This window comes from Nocardioides sp. NPDC004968 (genome assembly GCF_040608935.1).
In the GTDB taxonomy this organism is placed as follows: domain Bacteria; phylum Actinomycetota; class Actinomycetes; order Propionibacteriales; family Nocardioidaceae; genus Nocardioides.
This window is the reverse complement of sequence record NZ_JBEXJF010000022.1, coordinates 1-15984: the sequence shown is the minus strand read 5'-3', so window position 1 is coordinate 15984 and position 15984 is coordinate 1. Positions and strand designations below refer to the sequence as shown.

General features: G+C 67.8%; 13 protein-coding genes. 8 read left to right on the top strand and 5 right to left on the bottom strand.

The features are described 5' to 3' along the window. Positions 1-7 precede the first annotated feature (7 nt). Positions 8-1435 carry a CCA tRNA nucleotidyltransferase gene (locus tag ABZU72_RS19000; protein ID WP_355020453.1) on the bottom strand — a complete coding sequence of 476 codons (1428 nt, stop codon included), beginning with the start codon at positions 1433-1435 and terminating at the stop codon, positions 8-10. Between the two features lie 74 nt (positions 1436-1509). Here ABZU72_RS19000 and ABZU72_RS18995 point away from each other — a divergent pair, with 74 nt between their 5' ends. The 5 genes from ABZU72_RS18995 to trxA all read left to right on the top strand — a co-directional run bounded on the left by ABZU72_RS18995 (position 1510) and on the right by trxA (position 8671). Continuing rightward, positions 1510-3699 carry a DUF6049 family protein gene (locus tag ABZU72_RS18995; protein ID WP_355020391.1) on the top strand — a complete coding sequence of 730 codons (2190 nt, stop codon included), beginning with the start codon at positions 1510-1512 and terminating at the stop codon, positions 3697-3699. Next, positions 3696-5333 carry a murein biosynthesis integral membrane protein MurJ gene (gene murJ, locus ABZU72_RS18990; RefSeq protein ID WP_355020390.1) on the top strand — a complete coding sequence of 546 codons (1638 nt, stop codon included), beginning with the start codon at positions 3696-3698 and terminating at the stop codon, positions 5331-5333. The genes ABZU72_RS18995 and murJ overlap by 4 nt, the downstream gene beginning before the upstream one ends. 56 nt (positions 5334-5389) lie before the next feature. Continuing rightward, positions 5390-7135 (top strand): hypothetical protein, encoded by a 1746-nt coding sequence (locus ABZU72_RS18985; protein WP_355020389.1) that lies wholly within the window; start codon positions 5390-5392, stop codon positions 7133-7135. A 93-nt stretch (positions 7136-7228) separates the two neighbouring features. Further along, positions 7229-8203 (top strand): thioredoxin-disulfide reductase, encoded by a 975-nt coding sequence (trxB, locus tag ABZU72_RS18980; protein ID WP_355020388.1) that lies wholly within the window; start codon positions 7229-7231, stop codon positions 8201-8203. A gap of 150 nt (positions 8204-8353) precedes the next feature. Beyond that, the gene (gene trxA, locus ABZU72_RS18975) at positions 8354-8671 is read left to right on the top strand and encodes a thioredoxin (protein ID WP_176883721.1); all 318 of its coding nucleotides are present in this window, start codon (positions 8354-8356) and stop codon (positions 8669-8671) included. A 181-nt stretch (positions 8672-8852) separates the two neighbouring features. On the opposite strand, the gene ABZU72_RS18970 is transcribed toward trxA, so the two are convergent. Next, complete coding sequence (locus ABZU72_RS18970) at positions 8853-9509, bottom strand: GNAT family N-acetyltransferase (RefSeq protein WP_355020387.1); 657 nt, start codon at positions 9507-9509, stop codon at positions 8853-8855. A 67-nt stretch (positions 9510-9576) separates the two neighbouring features. On the opposite strand from ABZU72_RS18970, the gene ABZU72_RS18965 reads away from it, so the two are divergent. Next, a complete protein-coding gene (locus ABZU72_RS18965) occupies positions 9577-10893 on the top strand; it encodes a PLP-dependent aminotransferase family protein (protein ID WP_355020386.1) in 1317 nt (438 codons plus the stop codon). A 233-nt stretch (positions 10894-11126) separates the two neighbouring features. On the opposite strand, the gene ABZU72_RS18960 is transcribed toward ABZU72_RS18965, so the two are convergent. The 3 genes from ABZU72_RS18960 to rsmG all read right to left on the bottom strand — a co-directional run bounded on the left by ABZU72_RS18960 (position 11127) and on the right by rsmG (position 14133). Next, positions 11127-12167 carry a ParB/RepB/Spo0J family partition protein gene (locus tag ABZU72_RS18960; RefSeq protein WP_355020385.1) on the bottom strand — a complete coding sequence of 347 codons (1041 nt, stop codon included), beginning with the start codon at positions 12165-12167 and terminating at the stop codon, positions 11127-11129. A 119-nt stretch (positions 12168-12286) separates the two neighbouring features. Continuing rightward, positions 12287-13279, bottom strand: coding sequence for a ParA family protein (locus ABZU72_RS18955; protein ID WP_355020384.1), 993 nt, complete (start codon positions 13277-13279; stop codon positions 12287-12289). A 113-nt stretch (positions 13280-13392) separates the two neighbouring features. Then, positions 13393-14133 (bottom strand): 16S rRNA (guanine(527)-N(7))-methyltransferase RsmG, encoded by a 741-nt coding sequence (gene rsmG, locus ABZU72_RS18950; RefSeq protein WP_355020383.1) that lies wholly within the window; start codon positions 14131-14133, stop codon positions 13393-13395. Between the two features lie 199 nt (positions 14134-14332). Here rsmG and ABZU72_RS18945 point away from each other — a divergent pair, with 199 nt between their 5' ends. Then, positions 14333-14623: a GIY-YIG nuclease family protein gene (locus ABZU72_RS18945; RefSeq protein WP_355020382.1), complete on the top strand. Its 291-nt coding sequence runs from the start codon at positions 14333-14335 to the stop codon at positions 14621-14623. Positions 14624-15065: 442 nt separating this feature from the next. After that, positions 15066-15821 carry a L,D-transpeptidase family protein gene (locus ABZU72_RS18940; RefSeq protein ID WP_355020381.1) on the top strand — a complete coding sequence of 252 codons (756 nt, stop codon included), beginning with the start codon at positions 15066-15068 and terminating at the stop codon, positions 15819-15821. Positions 15822-15984: the final 163 nt, after the last annotated feature.

Sequence of the window (15984 nt, the reverse complement as noted above, 5' to 3'; positions counted from 1 at the left end):
GAACGGGCTATGCGGAGCGCTCGGCCCACCAGTCCAGGAGCCGCTTGGCCGCCTCGTCCTCGGAGAGGATTCCTTCGTCGAGGCGCAGGTCCATGAGGAACTTGTACGCCGCCCCGACATCCCGCCCGGGAGGGATGTCGAGGAGCGACATGATCTGGTTGCCGTCGAGCGCGGGGCGGAGGGCAGCGAGCTCCTCCTCCTCGGAGATCCGCTCGATGCGGGCCTCGAGGGCGTCGTAGGTGCGGGCGAGACGGTCGGCCTTGCGGCGGTTGCGGGTGGTGCAGTCGGCGCGGGTGAGCACGTGGAGCCGCTGGAGCTGGTCTCCGGCATCCCTCACATAACGACGGACCGCGGAGTCGGTCCATTCACCGTCGCCGTAGCCGTGGAAGCGCAGGTGCAGCTCGACGAGCGAGGAGACCGCCTCGATCTCGTCGTTGGAGAAGCGCAGCGCCTTCATCCGCTTGCGGGTCATCTTGGCGCCGACGACGTCGTGGTGGTGGAACGAGACCGTGCCGTCATCGTGGAACTTCCGGGTGCGCGGCTTGCCGACGTCATGCATCAGCGCCGCGAACCGGGACACGAAGTCGGGGCCGCCACCGAGACGCGCCTCCTGGTCGATCGACTGCTCGAGCACGGTCAGCGTGTGCTCGTAGACGTCCTTGTGCCGGTTGTGCTCGTCGCGCTCCATCCGCAGCGCGGTCAGCTCGGGCAGCACCAGGTCGGCCAGCCCGGTCTCGGCCAGCAGCGAGAGGCCACGTCGCGGGTAGGGCGCGCAGATCAGCTTCACCAGCTCGTCGCGGACCCGCTCGGCGGAGATGATCGAGATCCGCGAGGCCATGTCCTTCATCGCGGCGACGACCTCGGGGGCCACCGTGAAACCGAGCTGGGCGGCGAACCGTGCCGCCCGCATCATCCGCAGCGGGTCGTCGGAGAACGACGCCTCCGGCGTCCCCGGCGTACGCAGCACCCGGGTCGCCAGGTCGACGACGCCGCCGTAGAGGTCGACGACCTCGCGGCCAGGAAGCTGCACGGCCATCGCGTTGACGGTGAAGTCGCGGCGTACGAGATCGTCGGCCAGGGACGTGCCGTAGGCCACCGCGGGCTTGCGGGAGTCGGCGGCGTAGGCCTCTGAGCGGTAGGTGGTGACCTCGATCTGCCACGGGCCCTTGCGGGTGCCGATGGTGCCGAAGTCGCGGCCCATGTCCCACAGCGCCTCGCCCCACGTACGCAAGATCTTCTCGGTCTCCTCGGGGCGGGCCGAGGTCGCGAAGTCGAGGTCGTTGTGCGGCCGGCCGAGCATCGCGTCGCGGACGGGGCCGCCGACGAGCGCCAGCTCGAAGCCCGAGCGAGCGAAGACCTCACCTAGGGAGTCGATGACCGGTGCGATACGGTCCAGTTCAGCAGTCACCGATCGCTGAACATCGGCGACGCTGATCGGGGGAAGCTGGCTGTCGGACACAACGCCGCAGTCTACGAGGACCGCACCCCCTGAAAGATATTCTCGAAGTCATGCCAGTCCGCCAGCATCAGGCGAGGCCGCCAAGGCCACATGGGCGAGTCCCCGCCGCACTCGTCCTGGTGCTGCTGGCACCCCTTCTGCTGATGCTGTCCGCGACCACGCTGGCCGCTCCGGCCCGGGCCGCGGAGGAGACCGCGGAGCCCGACCCGCTGGCGATGAGCATCGACGAGCTCGACACCGTCAGCCTCGACGGCCGCACCAAGGGCCGGATCACCATGCGCGGCAAGGTCGTCAACACCACCGACGAGGAGTGGCACGGCGTCAAGGTCTACCCGTTCGTGGGCGACACGCCGATGACCACCTCCGAGGAACTGGCCGAGGCCGCCGAGATGCCCGCGGACGCCCTGGTCGGCGAGCGGATCGTGACCGAGGGGACGTACGCAGCGATCCCCGACCTCGCGCCCGGCGAGACCTACTCGTGGTCGCTCTCGGTGCCGCGCAGGCTGCTGCAGGTCACCGAGCCCGGGGTCTACTGGTTCGGGGTCCACGCGCTCGGCTCCACCACGCCCAACACCGCCGACGGTCGGGCACGCACCTTCCTTCCGCTGGTCAAGGAGCCCAACAAGAAGGCCAAGGCCGAGAAGGTGTCCCTGGTCATGCCGCTGCGGCGCAGCGTCGTCTACAACGGCGACGGCAGCGTGAACTACCTCCCGGGCTGGACCCGCGACCTGGGCGCCGGCGGACGCCTCTTCCGGATGCTCGAGACCGGCGCCGAGATGCCCGACCTGACCTGGGCCATCGATCCCGCCCTGATCGATGCCGTACGCAACCTCGCCGAGGGCAACCCCGCCCGCAACCTTGCGCCGACGGACGAGGGCGAGGAGGAGCCGGAGGAGAGCGGCAGCCAGAGTGCCTCGCCCTCCGCCTCCGCGCTGCTGCCGAGCCCCTCGCCCAGCACCGACACCGACGCCGAGAAGGCGATCGACGAGGAGGCCGAGGCCGCGCAGAAGGCCGCGACGGTCTGGCTGGGTCGCCTCGAGGACGCGCTAGCCGGCCACAACCTGATCGCCCTCCCGTACGCCGATCCGGACCTGTCCGCGCTCGCCACGACCGACCCCGACCTGCTGGCCACGGCGCGTGAGCACACCGCCCAAGCGCTCGCCGAGCTCGGCATCAAGGCGACCTCGGCCGTCGCGCCGCCGACCGGCTACCTCGACCGTGCCGCGGTCAACCTGCTCGAGCCGGGCGCGGTCAACCTGGTCAGCGACAGGATGTTCCGCGGCACCACGCCGGTCATTGCCGACCTCGACGGTCACCAGATGATCGTGACCTCCTCCGGTGCCGCCGCCGGCGGGCCCGGACCCAACGACCCGATCGACGCGATCTCGGTGCGCCAGCGTCTCGTCGCCGAGGCCGCCCTGCTCCGCGGCTCCGGCAAGCCGCTCGTCGCGGTCCTCCCCGACGGCTGGCACCCTCCGCAGAGCGCCGCCTCGTTCGTCACCCCGTGGAACAAGGCCGCCTGGATCTCGTCCTCGACGCTGGACGAGGCGCTCGCTGGGCACAAGCCGACTTCGATCACGGCCGACAAGCTCCGCTACCCGCGCCGAGAGATGAAGGCCGAGATCTCCACCGACCGGATCGACACGGCCAACGAGCTCATCGGCGCCGGTGAGATGCTGCAGCGGATCCTGACCCACAACGACGAGGTCGCCTCCGACATCGTCAACGAGGCCCTGACCTCGACCTCCTACTCCGCCCGCAAGGACGACGCCGACCCGGCCGCCGACGCGCTCAGCCAGGTCAGCTCCGAGCTGAGCTCGGTCACCGTGGCCGTACCGCCGAAGGTGATCCTCTCCAGCATGAAGGGCGGCGAGTTCCAGGTCACCCTGAGCAACGAGCTCGACGAGCCCGTCACGGTGCGGCTGGACGCGATCACCGACGAGTCGCTGCGGGTCGCGACCTCCGAGCCCGTCCAGCTCGATGCCAACTCCAAGGCCAGCTTCAACCTCGCCGCGAGCATGCGCGACACCGGCACCCACACCGCCCTGATCGTCGTCACCGACACCAAGGGCAACCCGCTGGGCGCCCACGCCTCCGTACCCATCCGCCCCTCGCAGGTGAGCGGTGTGATCTGGTGGTTCGTCGGCACCGGCTGCGCGCTACTGTTCGCGGCGATCGCCGTGCGACTCACCAGGCGCATCATGAAGGCCAAGAAAGCACGTACGTCAGGAGTGTTGTGACAGCCACCGAGCAGAAGTCCGGCGGAGGCTCGGTCCTGGCCAACAGCGCGGTGATGGCCGCGGGGACGCTCTTCTCCCGGGCCAGCGGGTTCATCCGCTCAGCGCTCCTGGTCGCGGCGCTGGGCTCCGGCCTGCACGCCGACGTCTTCAACATCGCCAACACCGTGCCCAACATGCTCTACATCCTGTTGGCGGGCGGTGTCTTCAACGCGGTGCTCGTGCCGCAGCTGGTGAAGGCGCAGAAGAACGATGAGGACGGCGGGACCGCCTACACCGACCGGATCATCACGCTCGCCGGGCTCTTCCTCGGTGTCGTCACGATCCTCCTGGTGATCGGCGCGCCATGGCTGATGCGCCTCTACCTCGGCGCCGACTGGTACAACGCCGATCACGAGGCCCAGCTCGAGTCGGCCATCGACTTCGCCCGCTGGTGCCTACCGCAGGTCTTCTTCTACGGGATGTTCGTGCTCGTCGGGCAGGTGCTCAACGCCCGCGGCAGCTTCGGCCCGATGATGTGGGCGCCGATCGCCAACAACATCATCGCGATCTCGACCCTGGTGATCTACCTCGTCGTCTTCGGTCCCTCCGACGTCGGTGGCTTCACCACGGGCCAGGAGATCCTTCTGGGGCTGGGCTCGACTCTCGGCATCGTTCTCCAGTTCCTGCTGCTCCTGCCGGTGCTGCACAAGGTGGGCGTACGCTTCCGCCCGCGCTTCGACTTCCGCGGAGCAGGGCTCTCGCAGACCGCGAAGCTGGGCATGTGGACGGTGCTCTTCGTGGTCGTGAACCAGGTGGCGTACACGATCGTGACGCGGCTGGCCTCGACCGGTTCGGCTGCGGGCGGCACCGGTTACACGGTCTACTCCAACAGCTTCCTGGTCACCCAGGTGCCCCACTCGATCATCACCGTCTCCCTGGCGACGGCGATCCTGCCGCTCCTGTCGCGCTACGGCGCCGCCGGCGAGCTGCCTGAGCTCGGACGTACGCTGTCGCACCAGCTGCGCAACGCGCTCGCCATCGTGATTCCGATCGCCGCGCTCCTCCCGGTGCTCTCCGAGGACATCGCCCACATCCTGTTCGGCTACGGCGCAGGCGCCGACGCGTTCAAGGAGTACGCCCCGACGCTGTCGATCTTCGCGGCAGGGCTGGTCTTCTTCACGATCCACTACCTGCTGCTGCGCGGCTTCTACTCGCTGGAGAAGAACCGCACCGTCTTCTTCATCCAGTGCTCGGTCGCCACCACCAACATCGTCGCCGCGCTGGTGCTGACCAGGGCCGTCTCCGCGGAGTACACCGCCCCGGCGCTGGCCGCCGCCTACTCGCTGGCCTACCTGGTCGGCTCCGTCGTCTCGTACGTCGTGCTCAAGCGCACGCTCGGAGACCTGGACGGTCGCGGGCTGCTCGGGTTCCTCGCCCGCCTGGTCATGGTGACGGTCGTCGCCGCGGCCGCCGCATGGCTGCTCCGCACGGCGCTGGGCATGATCAACGACGAGCCGACGATGGTGCTGGCCTTGATCGGGGCCGCTATCGTCGGGGCGCTGCATCTCGGCATGCTGCTCCTCGGGGCGCAGGCTGCCCAGGTCAAGGAGCTGACCACGATGGTGCAACAGGTCGCCCGACGGCTGCGTCGCTGACCATCATCGGACAGCCTCCGCACTGTCTGGCACGGTCTGAAAGAATTGGGTCCGATATGGAGTTCACGCAATCAGGCGACGTCCTCGCCGGCAGATACCAACTGACGGATCTGCTGAGCGAGTCCCGCGAGGGACGCTTCTGGCGCGCCCAGGACGCGGTGCTCGGCCGCCCGGTTGCGGTCCACGTCCTCGACGCCCGCGACGAGCGAGCGCCGCGCCTGATGGCCGCGGCCCGCAACTCCGCTGCCGTCGGTGACCCCCGGATGCTGCGCGTCCTCGACGCCGCCCAGACCGACCAGGTGGCGTACGTCGTCAACGAGTGGGGCGAGGGCGCGTCGCTGGAGAACGCGCTGGCCGCCGGCGGCCCGCTGCCGCCGCAGCAGGCCGCCTGGATCGCCTCCGAGGTCGCCGACCTGCTGGTCCTGGCCCACGACCAGGGCCACGCCCACGGCCGCCTCAACCCCGAGGCCGTGCTGCTCGACGACCTCGGCGCGGTGCGCGTCATCGGCTTCGGCGTCGACGCCGCGCTGCACGGGATCGACCCCGACACCCGCGACTCCCAGCGGCGCGACCGAGTCGACGCCGTCGGCGTCCTCTACGCCGCCCTGACCGGCAAATGGGCCGGCGAGACCCTCTCTTCGATGCCGCCCGCGCCGCGTGACCACGGCCGCGTGCTCCGTCCCCGGCAGGTACGCGCCGGCGTGCCGCGTCCCCTCGACGACCTGTGCGACCGGGTGCTGGGCAGCGGCGCCGACATGCCGCCGCTGACCGCAGCCGAGCTGCACTCCGCGCTCGCCGGCTTCTCCGGGGAGCCGACCGCTCCGCTCAATCGTCCCTCTGCCATCGACGAGGAGACCCAGGCGATGGCTCCGCCGACCCAGGCCGAGCCGGCCGAGGCACGGGCGGCGTCGAACGCCATCGGCGTGGCCCCCGATGCCGTACGCCCCCAGCGCCAGCGCCCGTCCTCCCCGCCGCCGATGCAGGACCCGACCCCGTCGAAGCCGCTGTTCGCCGACGAGACCCCGGGCTACGTCCCGCCGCAGCGCCCGCAGCAGGCTCCCCCCGCCGCGGCCCGGCGGCCGGTGGCCCCGGATGCCTCCTACAACGGCTGGCAGGGCCCGTGGACCGGCGCCAACGTACCGATCGCCGAAGAGCCGGACTACAACCAGAAGCCCGGCACCAACTGGCTCCGCATCGCGATGGGCGTAGGCCTCGTGGTCCTGGTCCTCATCGCCGGCTCGATCGCCTGGAACATCATCAGCGACGACCCCGACACGACCGCCGAGAACCCCGGCACCGGCAACAACGGCGGCGACACCACAGCCGAGGCCAAACCGACCCCCATCAAGGGCATCACCGCCAAGGACCTTGATCCCCACGGCGACCCGCCCACGGAGTACCCCGACCTCGTCGGCGGCGTTGTCGACGGGTCCAACGACCCGTCCACCAACTGGCGCACCCAGACTTACAACGATCAGATCGGCGACGGTCCCCAGTCGCTCAAGCCTGGCATCGGCATCGTGCTCAACCTCAAGGGCGAATACGCGGTGGACAGCGTCAAGTTCAACATGAACGCCGAACCCACCGACATCTCGGTCTACGTCGGTGACTCGACCTGGAACGATGACCCAACCGGCAACAGCGCCGGCGAAGGCAACGTCGGGCGAACCGGTGAGATCAAGCTCGACGACGCCCCCGAGGGCAGCTACGTACTCGTCTGGATCACCGGTCTGCCGCCCTATAACGGGGGCTACCGAACCGAGGTCAACGAGATCCAGGTACTCGGCACCCCCGTCTCCTGACCAGAGCCGGGATCTCTCGGCGTTCAGGGCCGTGGAATGTACGTGGCCTACGATCTGTTGTGCAGTTCGCCAGCCACACTTGAGGAGCCAAAGATGCCGACCCCGTCGTCCCCGACAGACCCCCGCAACGTGATCGTCGTGGGCTCCGGCCCGTCGGGCTACACCGCAGCGGTCTACAGCGCCCGCGCCGGACTGCAGCCGCTCGTCTTCGAGGGGTCGGTGACCGCCGGTGGCGCCCTGATGAACACCACTGACGTGGAGAACTTCCCCGGGTTCCGTGACGGCATCATGGGCCCGGAGCTGATGGACAACATGCGTGCCCAGGCGGAGCGTTTCGGTGCCGAGCTCGAGCCCGACGACGTGATCGAGATGGACCTGACCGGCCCGGTGAAGGTCATCAGGACCGCGACCGATACCCACTACGCGAAGTCCGTCATCCTCGCGACCGGCTCGGGCTACAAGAAGCTCGGCCTGCCCCGCGAGGACGAGCTGTCCGGCAAGGGCGTCTCCTGGTGTGCCACCTGCGACGGCTTCTTCTTCCGGCAGAAGCCCATCGTGGTCGTCGGCGGCGGCGACTCCGCGCTGGAGGAGGCCCTCTTCCTGACCCGCTTCGGCTCCTCGGTCACCCTGCTCGTACGCCGTGACGAGCTGCGCGCTTCCAAGATCATGCAGGAGCGCGCCTTCGCCGACCCGAAGCTCGAGATCGCCTGGAACTCCGTGGTCGAGTCCATCAACGGCGAGCTCTCCGTGGAGAGCATCACCGTCAAGGACACCAAGACCGGCGAGCTGCGCGACCTCGAGTGCGCCGGCCTGTTCATCGCGATCGGGCACATCCCGCGGTCCGAGTTGCTCACCGGGCAGGTCGACCTCGACGACGACGGCTACGTCCTCACCAAGGACGGCACCACGGCCACCAACATCGAAGGCGTCTTCGCCGCCGGTGACCTGGTCGACCACGTCTACCGTCAGGCGATCACCGCCGCCGGCACCGGTTGCCAGGCCGCGCTCGACGCCGAGAAGTTCCTCGCCCACCAGGCCCACGCCGAGGCGGCTGCCGTCTCTGCCTGATCCTCCTGTCTACGGTGGTCATCTCGACAAGCTCGATACACCGCTCGACAAGCTCGACCACCGGGAATGCGGCACATAGGCCAAGCGTTCAACTCAACAGACCTCCCAAACACGTCCCTACCGAAGAAGGAACCCATCGTGGCTGACAACATGACCGCCGTGACCGACGCCGAGTTCGACTCGACCGTTCTGAAGTCCGACAAGCCCGTACTGGTCGACTTCTGGGCCGAGTGGTGCGGCCCGTGCCGCCAGGTCTCCCCGATCCTCGAGGAGCTCGCCGGCGAGCACGGTGACAAGGTCACCTTCACCAAGATGAACGTCGACGAGAACCCGGTCACCCCCTCCACCTACCGCGTGACCGGCATCCCGACCATCAACGTCTACCAGGGCGGCGAGGTCGTGAAGTCCATCGTCGGCGCCAAGCCGAAGGCCGCGCTCCTCAAGGAGCTGCAGGAGTTCATCGGCTGACACCAGCTGTCACACGATGGCCCGCCACCTGTTGAGGTGGCGGGCCAACGTCATTTAGCCGAGGCGTCACTTACGTCGGCCGAGTTGGCACAAATGGCGGGCGAGACTGCAGTTGTGGCGGAGGCTTTGGTGGTCTCGACAAGCTCGACCACCGGGTGGACCACCGTTTCACGGGAAACATTCACTCGCCGTCGCGATGCAGCTCGGTGGAGGCAGGCGACGGGTGGCTGCGTGGACGTACGACGTCCCGCAACCGCTCCCAGGCGGACTCGAAATCGTCGATCCAGGTGACCGTCTGCTTCAGGTCCATCCGCATCCGCGGGACGGTGGGGTGGTCGCGGTGGGTCTTGAACCCGACCCGGCCGAGGAAGTCGGCCGGGGCGGCGCAGCGGCGACCGTGGATCCCGCTCATCGGCCCGACGTCGCCGAAGGCCTCGATCGCCCGGAACTGACCGCGTTGGACCAGGTCACGAGCCATTCCCTGCACCAGCATCCGGCCGATCCCGCCGCCGGCTCGACGCGGATCGATCCACACCGTGGTCATCAGGACGGCATCGCCGGAGACCGGTCCCGACGGGAACGAGGCCACCCGCGGGACAAAGACCGGCGGCGCGTAGAGCACGAACCCCGCCGGCGTACCGTCCACCACTGCCACCCGCCCGCAGGATCCCCACTCGCGGAGCACCTCGGAGATCCACGCCTCCTTCACCCCGATCGACTGCGAGGAGTCGACGCGGCGATGGCCGACTGGATCACGTTCCCAGAACAGGCAGGCGCGGCACGGCGCCGGGACCTCGGAGAAGAGATCCAGCGTCAGCGGCAGAACGCGGCGTGCCATGTCTCACCATTGATCCTGGGTTAAGGGTCTGTCACCAGCGTATGCGATCCTTCATGATGGTGACACCATGACTGATCTTCCCCAGCGCGCAACATCATCCCGCCTCGACCCGTACGCGGACCGCTACGCCGCGCGCACGGCAGGCATGACGGTCTCGGAGGTCCGGGCCCTCTTCGCCGTGGCAGCCCGTCCCGAGGTGGTCTCGCTCGCAGGCGGCATGCCCAACATCTCCAGCCTCCCGCTGGACGTGGTCGGCGACTCGATCAAGGACCTCATCCTGAGCCAGGGGCCCACGGCCCTGCAGTACGGCGGCGGCCAGGGTGATCCCGTCCTGCGCGAGCAGATCTGCGAGGTCATGCGCCTGGAGGGGATCGAGGCCCACCCCGACGACGTCGTCGTCACCGTCGGCTCCCAGCAGGCCGTCGACCTGGTCACCCGCGTCTTCTGCGACCCCGGCGACGTGGTGATCTGCGAGGCCCCTTCGTACGTCGGTGCTCTCGGTGTCTTCAAGGGCTACCAGTGCGACATCGTGCACGCCGAGGTCGACGCCAGCGGCCTGATCCCGAGCGCGCTCGAGCAGGCGATCGTGTCGACCAAGGCCTCTGGCCGCAAGGTGAAGTTCCTCTACACGATCCCGAACTTCCAGAATCCGACGGGCGTCACCATGACGCCCGAGCGACGCACCGAGATCCTCGAGATCTGCCGGCGCCACGACATCCTGGTCCTCGAGGACAACCCCTACGGCCTCCTGGGCTTCGACGATGAGCCCCGCCCGGCGATGCGCGCCCAGGACCCGGGTGTCATCTACCTCGGCTCCTTCTCCAAGACGTTCTCCCCCGGCCTGCGGGTCGGCTGGGCGCTGGCTCCCTCCGCGATCCGCGAGAAGCTGGTCCTCGCCCAGGAGTCTGCGACGCTCTGTCCGCCGCCGTTCAACCAGATGGCCGTGTCCGCCTATCTCTCGAACCACGACTGGCAGGGCCAGATCAAGCAGATGCGGGAGATGTACCGCGAGCGCCGCGACGCCATGCTCGACGCGCTCGAGGACTACATGCCCGCGGCCTGCACCTGGACCAAGCCCGACGGCGGCTTCTTCGTCTGGCTGACGCTCCCCTCCGGCATCGACAGCAAGGCGATGCTGCCTCGCGCGGTCACTTCGCGAGTCGCGTTCGTCCCCGGCACCGGCTTCTTCGCCGACGGCTTCGGCGCCTCCTCGATGCGGATCTCCTACTGCTATCCCACTCCGGAGCGGATCCGAGAAGGCGTACGTCGCCTGGCGGGTGTCATCGAAGCCGAGATGGAGCTCCTCGAGACGTTCGGTGCTACCGGCCCGATCCCAGGTCTCCCCATCCGCGGCGCCGAGCACCCCTCGACGAACACGCAGTAGCTCAGCCGCCGGTGGTCGAGCTTGTCGAGACCACTCGTGCTGGCACAAGGGGTCATCTCGACAAGCTCGATGACCGGACACCCCCGGTGGTCGAGCCTGTCGAGACCACGCCGTCCCGCCGCCAAGGGTCATCTCGACAGGCTCGATGACCGGGATGCGCTCGATGGGCCGGACCTACGCTCGATGGCCGGGTAGAAATCTATTTGTCGACAAAGCGCTTTAGCGCTTGATGTCTAAATGGATTCGTCGGGTACGGGTGACATCAGCTCGACGATCCGACGCAGGTCGTCCAGGGTGGCGAACTCGACGGTGATCTTTCCCTTGGAGCGCCCCAGATCGACCTTGACCCGGGTGTCGAAACGGTCCGAGAGCTTGTCGGAGATCTCCTTGAGCCCAGGAGCAGTGGGCTTGGCTCGCCTCACCCGCGGCGTGGCGAATGCGTCGCCGTCAGGATCACCCAGGGCGACGATCTCCTCGAGGCCGCGTACGGAGATGCCTTCCGCGACCACCTTCTGAGCCAGCTTGTCCTGCTGGGCCTCGCCGTCGACGGCGAGCAGCGCCCGGGCGTGACCGGCCGAGAGCACGCCGGCGGCGACCCGGCGCTGGACCGACGGGGACAGCTTCAGGAGCCGGATCGTGTTGGAGATCTGTGGCCGCGACCGACCGATCCGCTGGGCGAGCTCGTCGTGGGTGCACTCGAAGTCGCTGAGCAACTGCTGGTAGGCCGCCGCCTCTTCGAGGGGGTTCAGCTGCGAGCGGTGCAGGTTCTCCAGGAGCGCGTCCCGGAGCATGTCGGTGTCGTCGGTCTCGCGGACGATCGCGGGGATGACATCGAGGCCGGCCTGCTGGGTGGCGCGCCACCGGCGCTCACCCATGACCAGCTCGTAGGAGTCGGCCGCCACTTTCCGGACGACGATGGGCTGCAGGAGGCCGATTTCTTCGATCGAATGGACCAGTTCGGCCATCGCTTCCTCGTCGAAGACCTGACGAGGCTGCACATGGTTGGGATGAATCTGCTTGACCGGCAGCTCCGCGAAATACGCGCCGTCGACGGGCGCCAGATCCGAATTCTCGATCTGGCGGCCTTCCGCCGAGTCGGTGGACCTGGGGTCCACGGATGGGCCAGAAGTCGCTCCAGCGGAAAGGTCCGAATGACGGACGTCCGGCTGGACAGGAGCGCTGTCCGCCGACTCGTTTCCGCCAGCGGGAGGAGCGGTCGGGATCAGCGATCCCAGCCCTCGTCCGAGACCACGCTTCGGCGGCTGCTTACTCATATCTGGATGTCCCCCATGTCAGTTCCACGCTGCTGAAGGTGGTCTCGACAAGCTCGACCACCGGATTCTTCATGTCAGTTCCGTGCTGCTTGATGGTGATCTCGACAAGCTCGATCACCTCAGTGCTCGCTCAGTTTGGCGAGCTCCTTAGCGGCCTCGAGATAGCTCAGCGCACCCGGCGAGCCGGGGTCGTACGTCATCACCGTCTGCCCGAACGACGGCGCCTCGGACACGCGCACAGCGCGGGGGATGAAGGTGCGCATGACCGTGTCGCCGAAGTGTTCGCGCACCTCCTCGGCGACCTGCGACGCGAGGCGGGTGCGGGCGTCGTACATCGTGATCAGCATCGAGGAGACCTTGAGGGTCGGGTTCAGCGCGGCGCGCACCATCTCGACGGTCTTGAGGAGCTGGCCCAGGCCCTCCAGCGCGTAGTACTCCGCCTGGATCGGGATCATCACCTCGGTGCTCGCGACGAGCGCGTTGACCGTGAGCAGGCCCAGCGACGGCGGGCAGTCGATGAGGACGTAGTCCCACCGGTCCTCCGCGTCACCAACTCGGGGAGACCTGGCCAGCGCCTCCTTCAGGCGCTGCTCACGTCCGTCCTCCTCGACGAGCTCGACCTCGGCACCGGCCAGGTCGATGGTCGCCGGCACGAGCTCGAGGCCCTCGAGCTTCGGGACTGGAACCACGACGTTCTCGAGGCTGGCCCCCTCGACCAGGACCTCGTACGTCCCCGGGGTGCCCTGGAAGTGGTCGACGTCGAACGCGGTGCAGGCGTTGCCCTGCGGGTCGAGGTCGATGACGAGAACCTTCTGACCGAGCTGCGCCAGAGCCGCGGCGATGTTCACCGTCGAGGTGGTCTTGCCGACGCCGCCCTTCTGGTTGGCGGAGACGATCACGCGCGTGCTCGCCGGGCGCGGCAGCGGCGGCCGGTTGCCCGCCGCACCACGCGCCAGGAGCGTGTGCTCGGCGGCAGCCGCCAGCGGCGTCGCCTCTGTGGCGTAGTCGTTCTCGAAGGACGCGATGTCCCCGGCCGTACGGAGCCTGATCGACACCGGTTCGTCGGTTTCACGTGAAACGGCGTTCTGTGCGCTCTCGTCGTCGTACGGCATGTTTCCTCATCCTCATCGTTCGGTCATCGAGCTTGTCGAGATGCGGTGTATCGAGCTTGTCGAGATGACGTCTCACGCCCGAAAGCTCGTGGTCTCGACAAGCTCGACCACCTTCAGCGGCGGCGCTTCTTCTTTCGGGACCCGCCCTTGGGCCCTTTCTGGCCGCCCTTCGGGACCGGCGGCCAATCTACCCGTGCGGGATCCGACCAAACCACCCGAACCGCAACAGTTGTCGTCTCCAAAACGTCAACACCGAGCTCTGAGACCGTCGGCGGCGCGCATCCCCACTTCTTCAGCGCCGCTTCGGCCTCCTCGATCTCCGCCTCGATGCTCGACCCCTTCATCGCGACCAGTGCACCCGTGGGGACGACCAACGGCATCGACCAGTCGAGCAGCTTCCCCAAGCCGGCCACGGCTCGCGAGGTCACCACGTCGAACCCGAGCTCGCCGTGGAAGGCATCCGCCCTCCCCCGCAGCACCGTCACGTTCTCTAGGCCGAGATCCTCAGCGACCTCCTCGAGAAAGGTCGTACGCCGCAGCAGCGGCTCGATCAGCGTGATGTTCAGATCCGGTCGAGCGATCGCGAGGACCAGACCGGGGAGTCCCGCTCCGGACCCGATGTCCGCCACCGCGACCCCTTCGGGGATCACCTCCCCCAGCACCGCGCAGTTGAGGATGTGTCGATCCCACAGCCTCGGAACCTCCCGCGGTCCGATCAGACCTCGCACAACCCCCGCGTCGGCCAGCCAGGCGGCGTACCTCTCCGCGAGCTCCAGCCGATCCGCCGGAAAGACCTTCTCCGCCCGAGGGTCCACCTCGCCCAGGCCACCCAAGTCCCCACGCTCCTCGCTCACACACAAACTGTTTCACGTGAAACGCACAACCAAGAACTCCCGGTGATCGAGCCTGCCGACATTGCGGCACGTACGTCCGGGTCATCTCGACAAGCTCGATGACCGGTGGTCGAGCCTGTCGAGACCACCACCTCGATGAACAGAGGTCTCGACAAGCTCGACCTCCGGGACTGTCGGTGGTGCCACTCATGATGAGGACATGGCTTACACATACATGCTTCTGTGCGCCGACCGAACTCTCTACGTCGGCAGCACCACAGACCTCGAACGCCGCATGACCGAGCACCGAGTCGGCCTAGGTTCGGAGTACACCCGACATCGCCTTCCCGTGGAGCTCGTCTGGTACGAGCAGTACGACAACGTCGAGCATGCGTTCATGCGGGAGAAACAGATTCAGAACTGGGGTCGGGCCAAGCGGCTCGCGCTCATCAGAGGAGAGCTCGGCGAGCTCCCGCGCCTGGCCAACACCTCGACGACCCCACACGCCTGACCACTCAGCAGCAACGGTCATCTCGACAAGCTCGATGACCAGTGGTCGAGCCTGTCGAGACCACCCCACGCACGTGCACGAGGACCGGTGGTCGAGCCTGTCGAGACCACCCCACACACATGCACGAGGACCGGTGGTCGAGCCTGTCGAGACCACGAACTGCACGTGCGCATGGTCATCTCGACAGGCTCGAGGACCACCCCGTTTCACGTGAAACACACCTCGCTGAAGACGCCTGGAAGAACGTCAGCCCAACGAATTCGCAGAAGCGTTCCCAAAGGCGTCGTCGGGGCGTCGGGTGCGCTAAAGTCCGCGAGCAGCCTCGCGAATCTGATGCAACCGCGCACGCTGCTCGAACGTCTTAGTCGTAGAACGTCGCACTCGGGGTGCGACTCCAGCGGCCCGTGCGACCGGGCCACCATCCATGACCCACGGAGCTGATGTGAACGTCCGTAGAACCCCGGTGGCGATCTTCCTCACCACCATCCTCGCCTTGGGATTCTCCCTGGGCTCGATCGCGGCGCCGAGCAGCGCCCAGGCCACTGCCCCGTCGGCCTCCGTCGGGCAGATCGGCCTGCACACGGCGTACACCGTCCTCTACCAGCAGGGGTCGACCGGCCTCGGGGTGCGCAAGATCCAGGCGCGCCTCAAGGAGCGGAGGATCTACAGCGGCCGGGTCACCGGCAACTACGGCTCGAAGACGACCGGCGCCGTGAAGGCCTTCCAGCGCAACCAGCGTCTGGCCATCACGGGCAAGGTCAACCAGCGCACGCTCGACCGGCTCCGCTCCCTGACGAGCACGCCGACCGATGCCAAGCTCTACAACCTCGACCGTCGTTGCCTCACCGGCCGCGTGCTCTGCGTCGACAAGACCGACCGTCGGATGCGCTACGTACGCGCCGGCAAGATCATCCGGGCGATGGATGCCCGCTTCGGTTGCTCCGACACCAAGACCCGCGAGGGCGCGTTCAAGGTCTTCAAGAAGAGCCGCAACCACGTCTCCTCGATCTACCACACGCCCATGCCGTACGCGATGTTCTTCAACGGCGGCCAGGCGGTGCACTACTCGTCCGACTTCGCCGCCCGCGGCTACAACGGCTGCTCCCACGGCTGCGCGAACGTCCGCAACAAGTCGTCTATCGCCTGGGTCTTCGACCAGATCCGTATCGGCGACCGGGTCGTCGTCTACTGGTCCTAGCTGCCCGGTGGTCGAGCTCGTCGAGACCACCGATCCAGCCCGTTCCACGTGAAACACAAAGAGATCGCCCCTCGTGCCACACGGCACGAGGGAGCGTCTCCTCCCACCACTCCGCCGTGGCGCCAGCGAGGGCGGCGTTGATCTCGTCGTTGAGAGCCTGACG

Excerpts from the sequence above, each read along its gene's own strand:
- ABZU72_RS18995 (WP_355020391.1), top strand. The coding sequence starts at position 1,510 with ATGCCAGTCCGCCAGCATCAGGCGAGGCCGCCAAGGCCACATGGGCGA.
- ABZU72_RS18985 (WP_355020389.1), top strand. The coding sequence starts at position 5,390 with ATGGAGTTCACGCAATCAGGCGACGTCCTCGCCGGCAGATACCAACTG.
- trxB (WP_355020388.1), top strand. The coding sequence starts at position 7,229 with ATGCCGACCCCGTCGTCCCCGACAGACCCCCGCAACGTGATCGTCGTG.
- trxA (WP_176883721.1), top strand. The coding sequence starts at position 8,354 with ATGACCGCCGTGACCGACGCCGAGTTCGACTCGACCGTTCTGAAGTCC.
- ABZU72_RS18970 (WP_355020387.1), bottom strand. The coding sequence starts at position 9,509 with ATGGCACGCCGCGTTCTGCCGCTGACGCTGGATCTCTTCTCCGAGGTC.
- ABZU72_RS18965 (WP_355020386.1), top strand. The coding sequence starts at position 9,577 with ATGACTGATCTTCCCCAGCGCGCAACATCATCCCGCCTCGACCCGTAC.
- ABZU72_RS18960 (WP_355020385.1), bottom strand. The coding sequence starts at position 12,167 with ATGAGTAAGCAGCCGCCGAAGCGTGGTCTCGGACGAGGGCTGGGATCG.
- ABZU72_RS18955 (WP_355020384.1), bottom strand. The coding sequence starts at position 13,279 with ATGCCGTACGACGACGAGAGCGCACAGAACGCCGTTTCACGTGAAACC.
- ABZU72_RS18945 (WP_355020382.1), top strand. The coding sequence starts at position 14,333 with ATGGCTTACACATACATGCTTCTGTGCGCCGACCGAACTCTCTACGTC.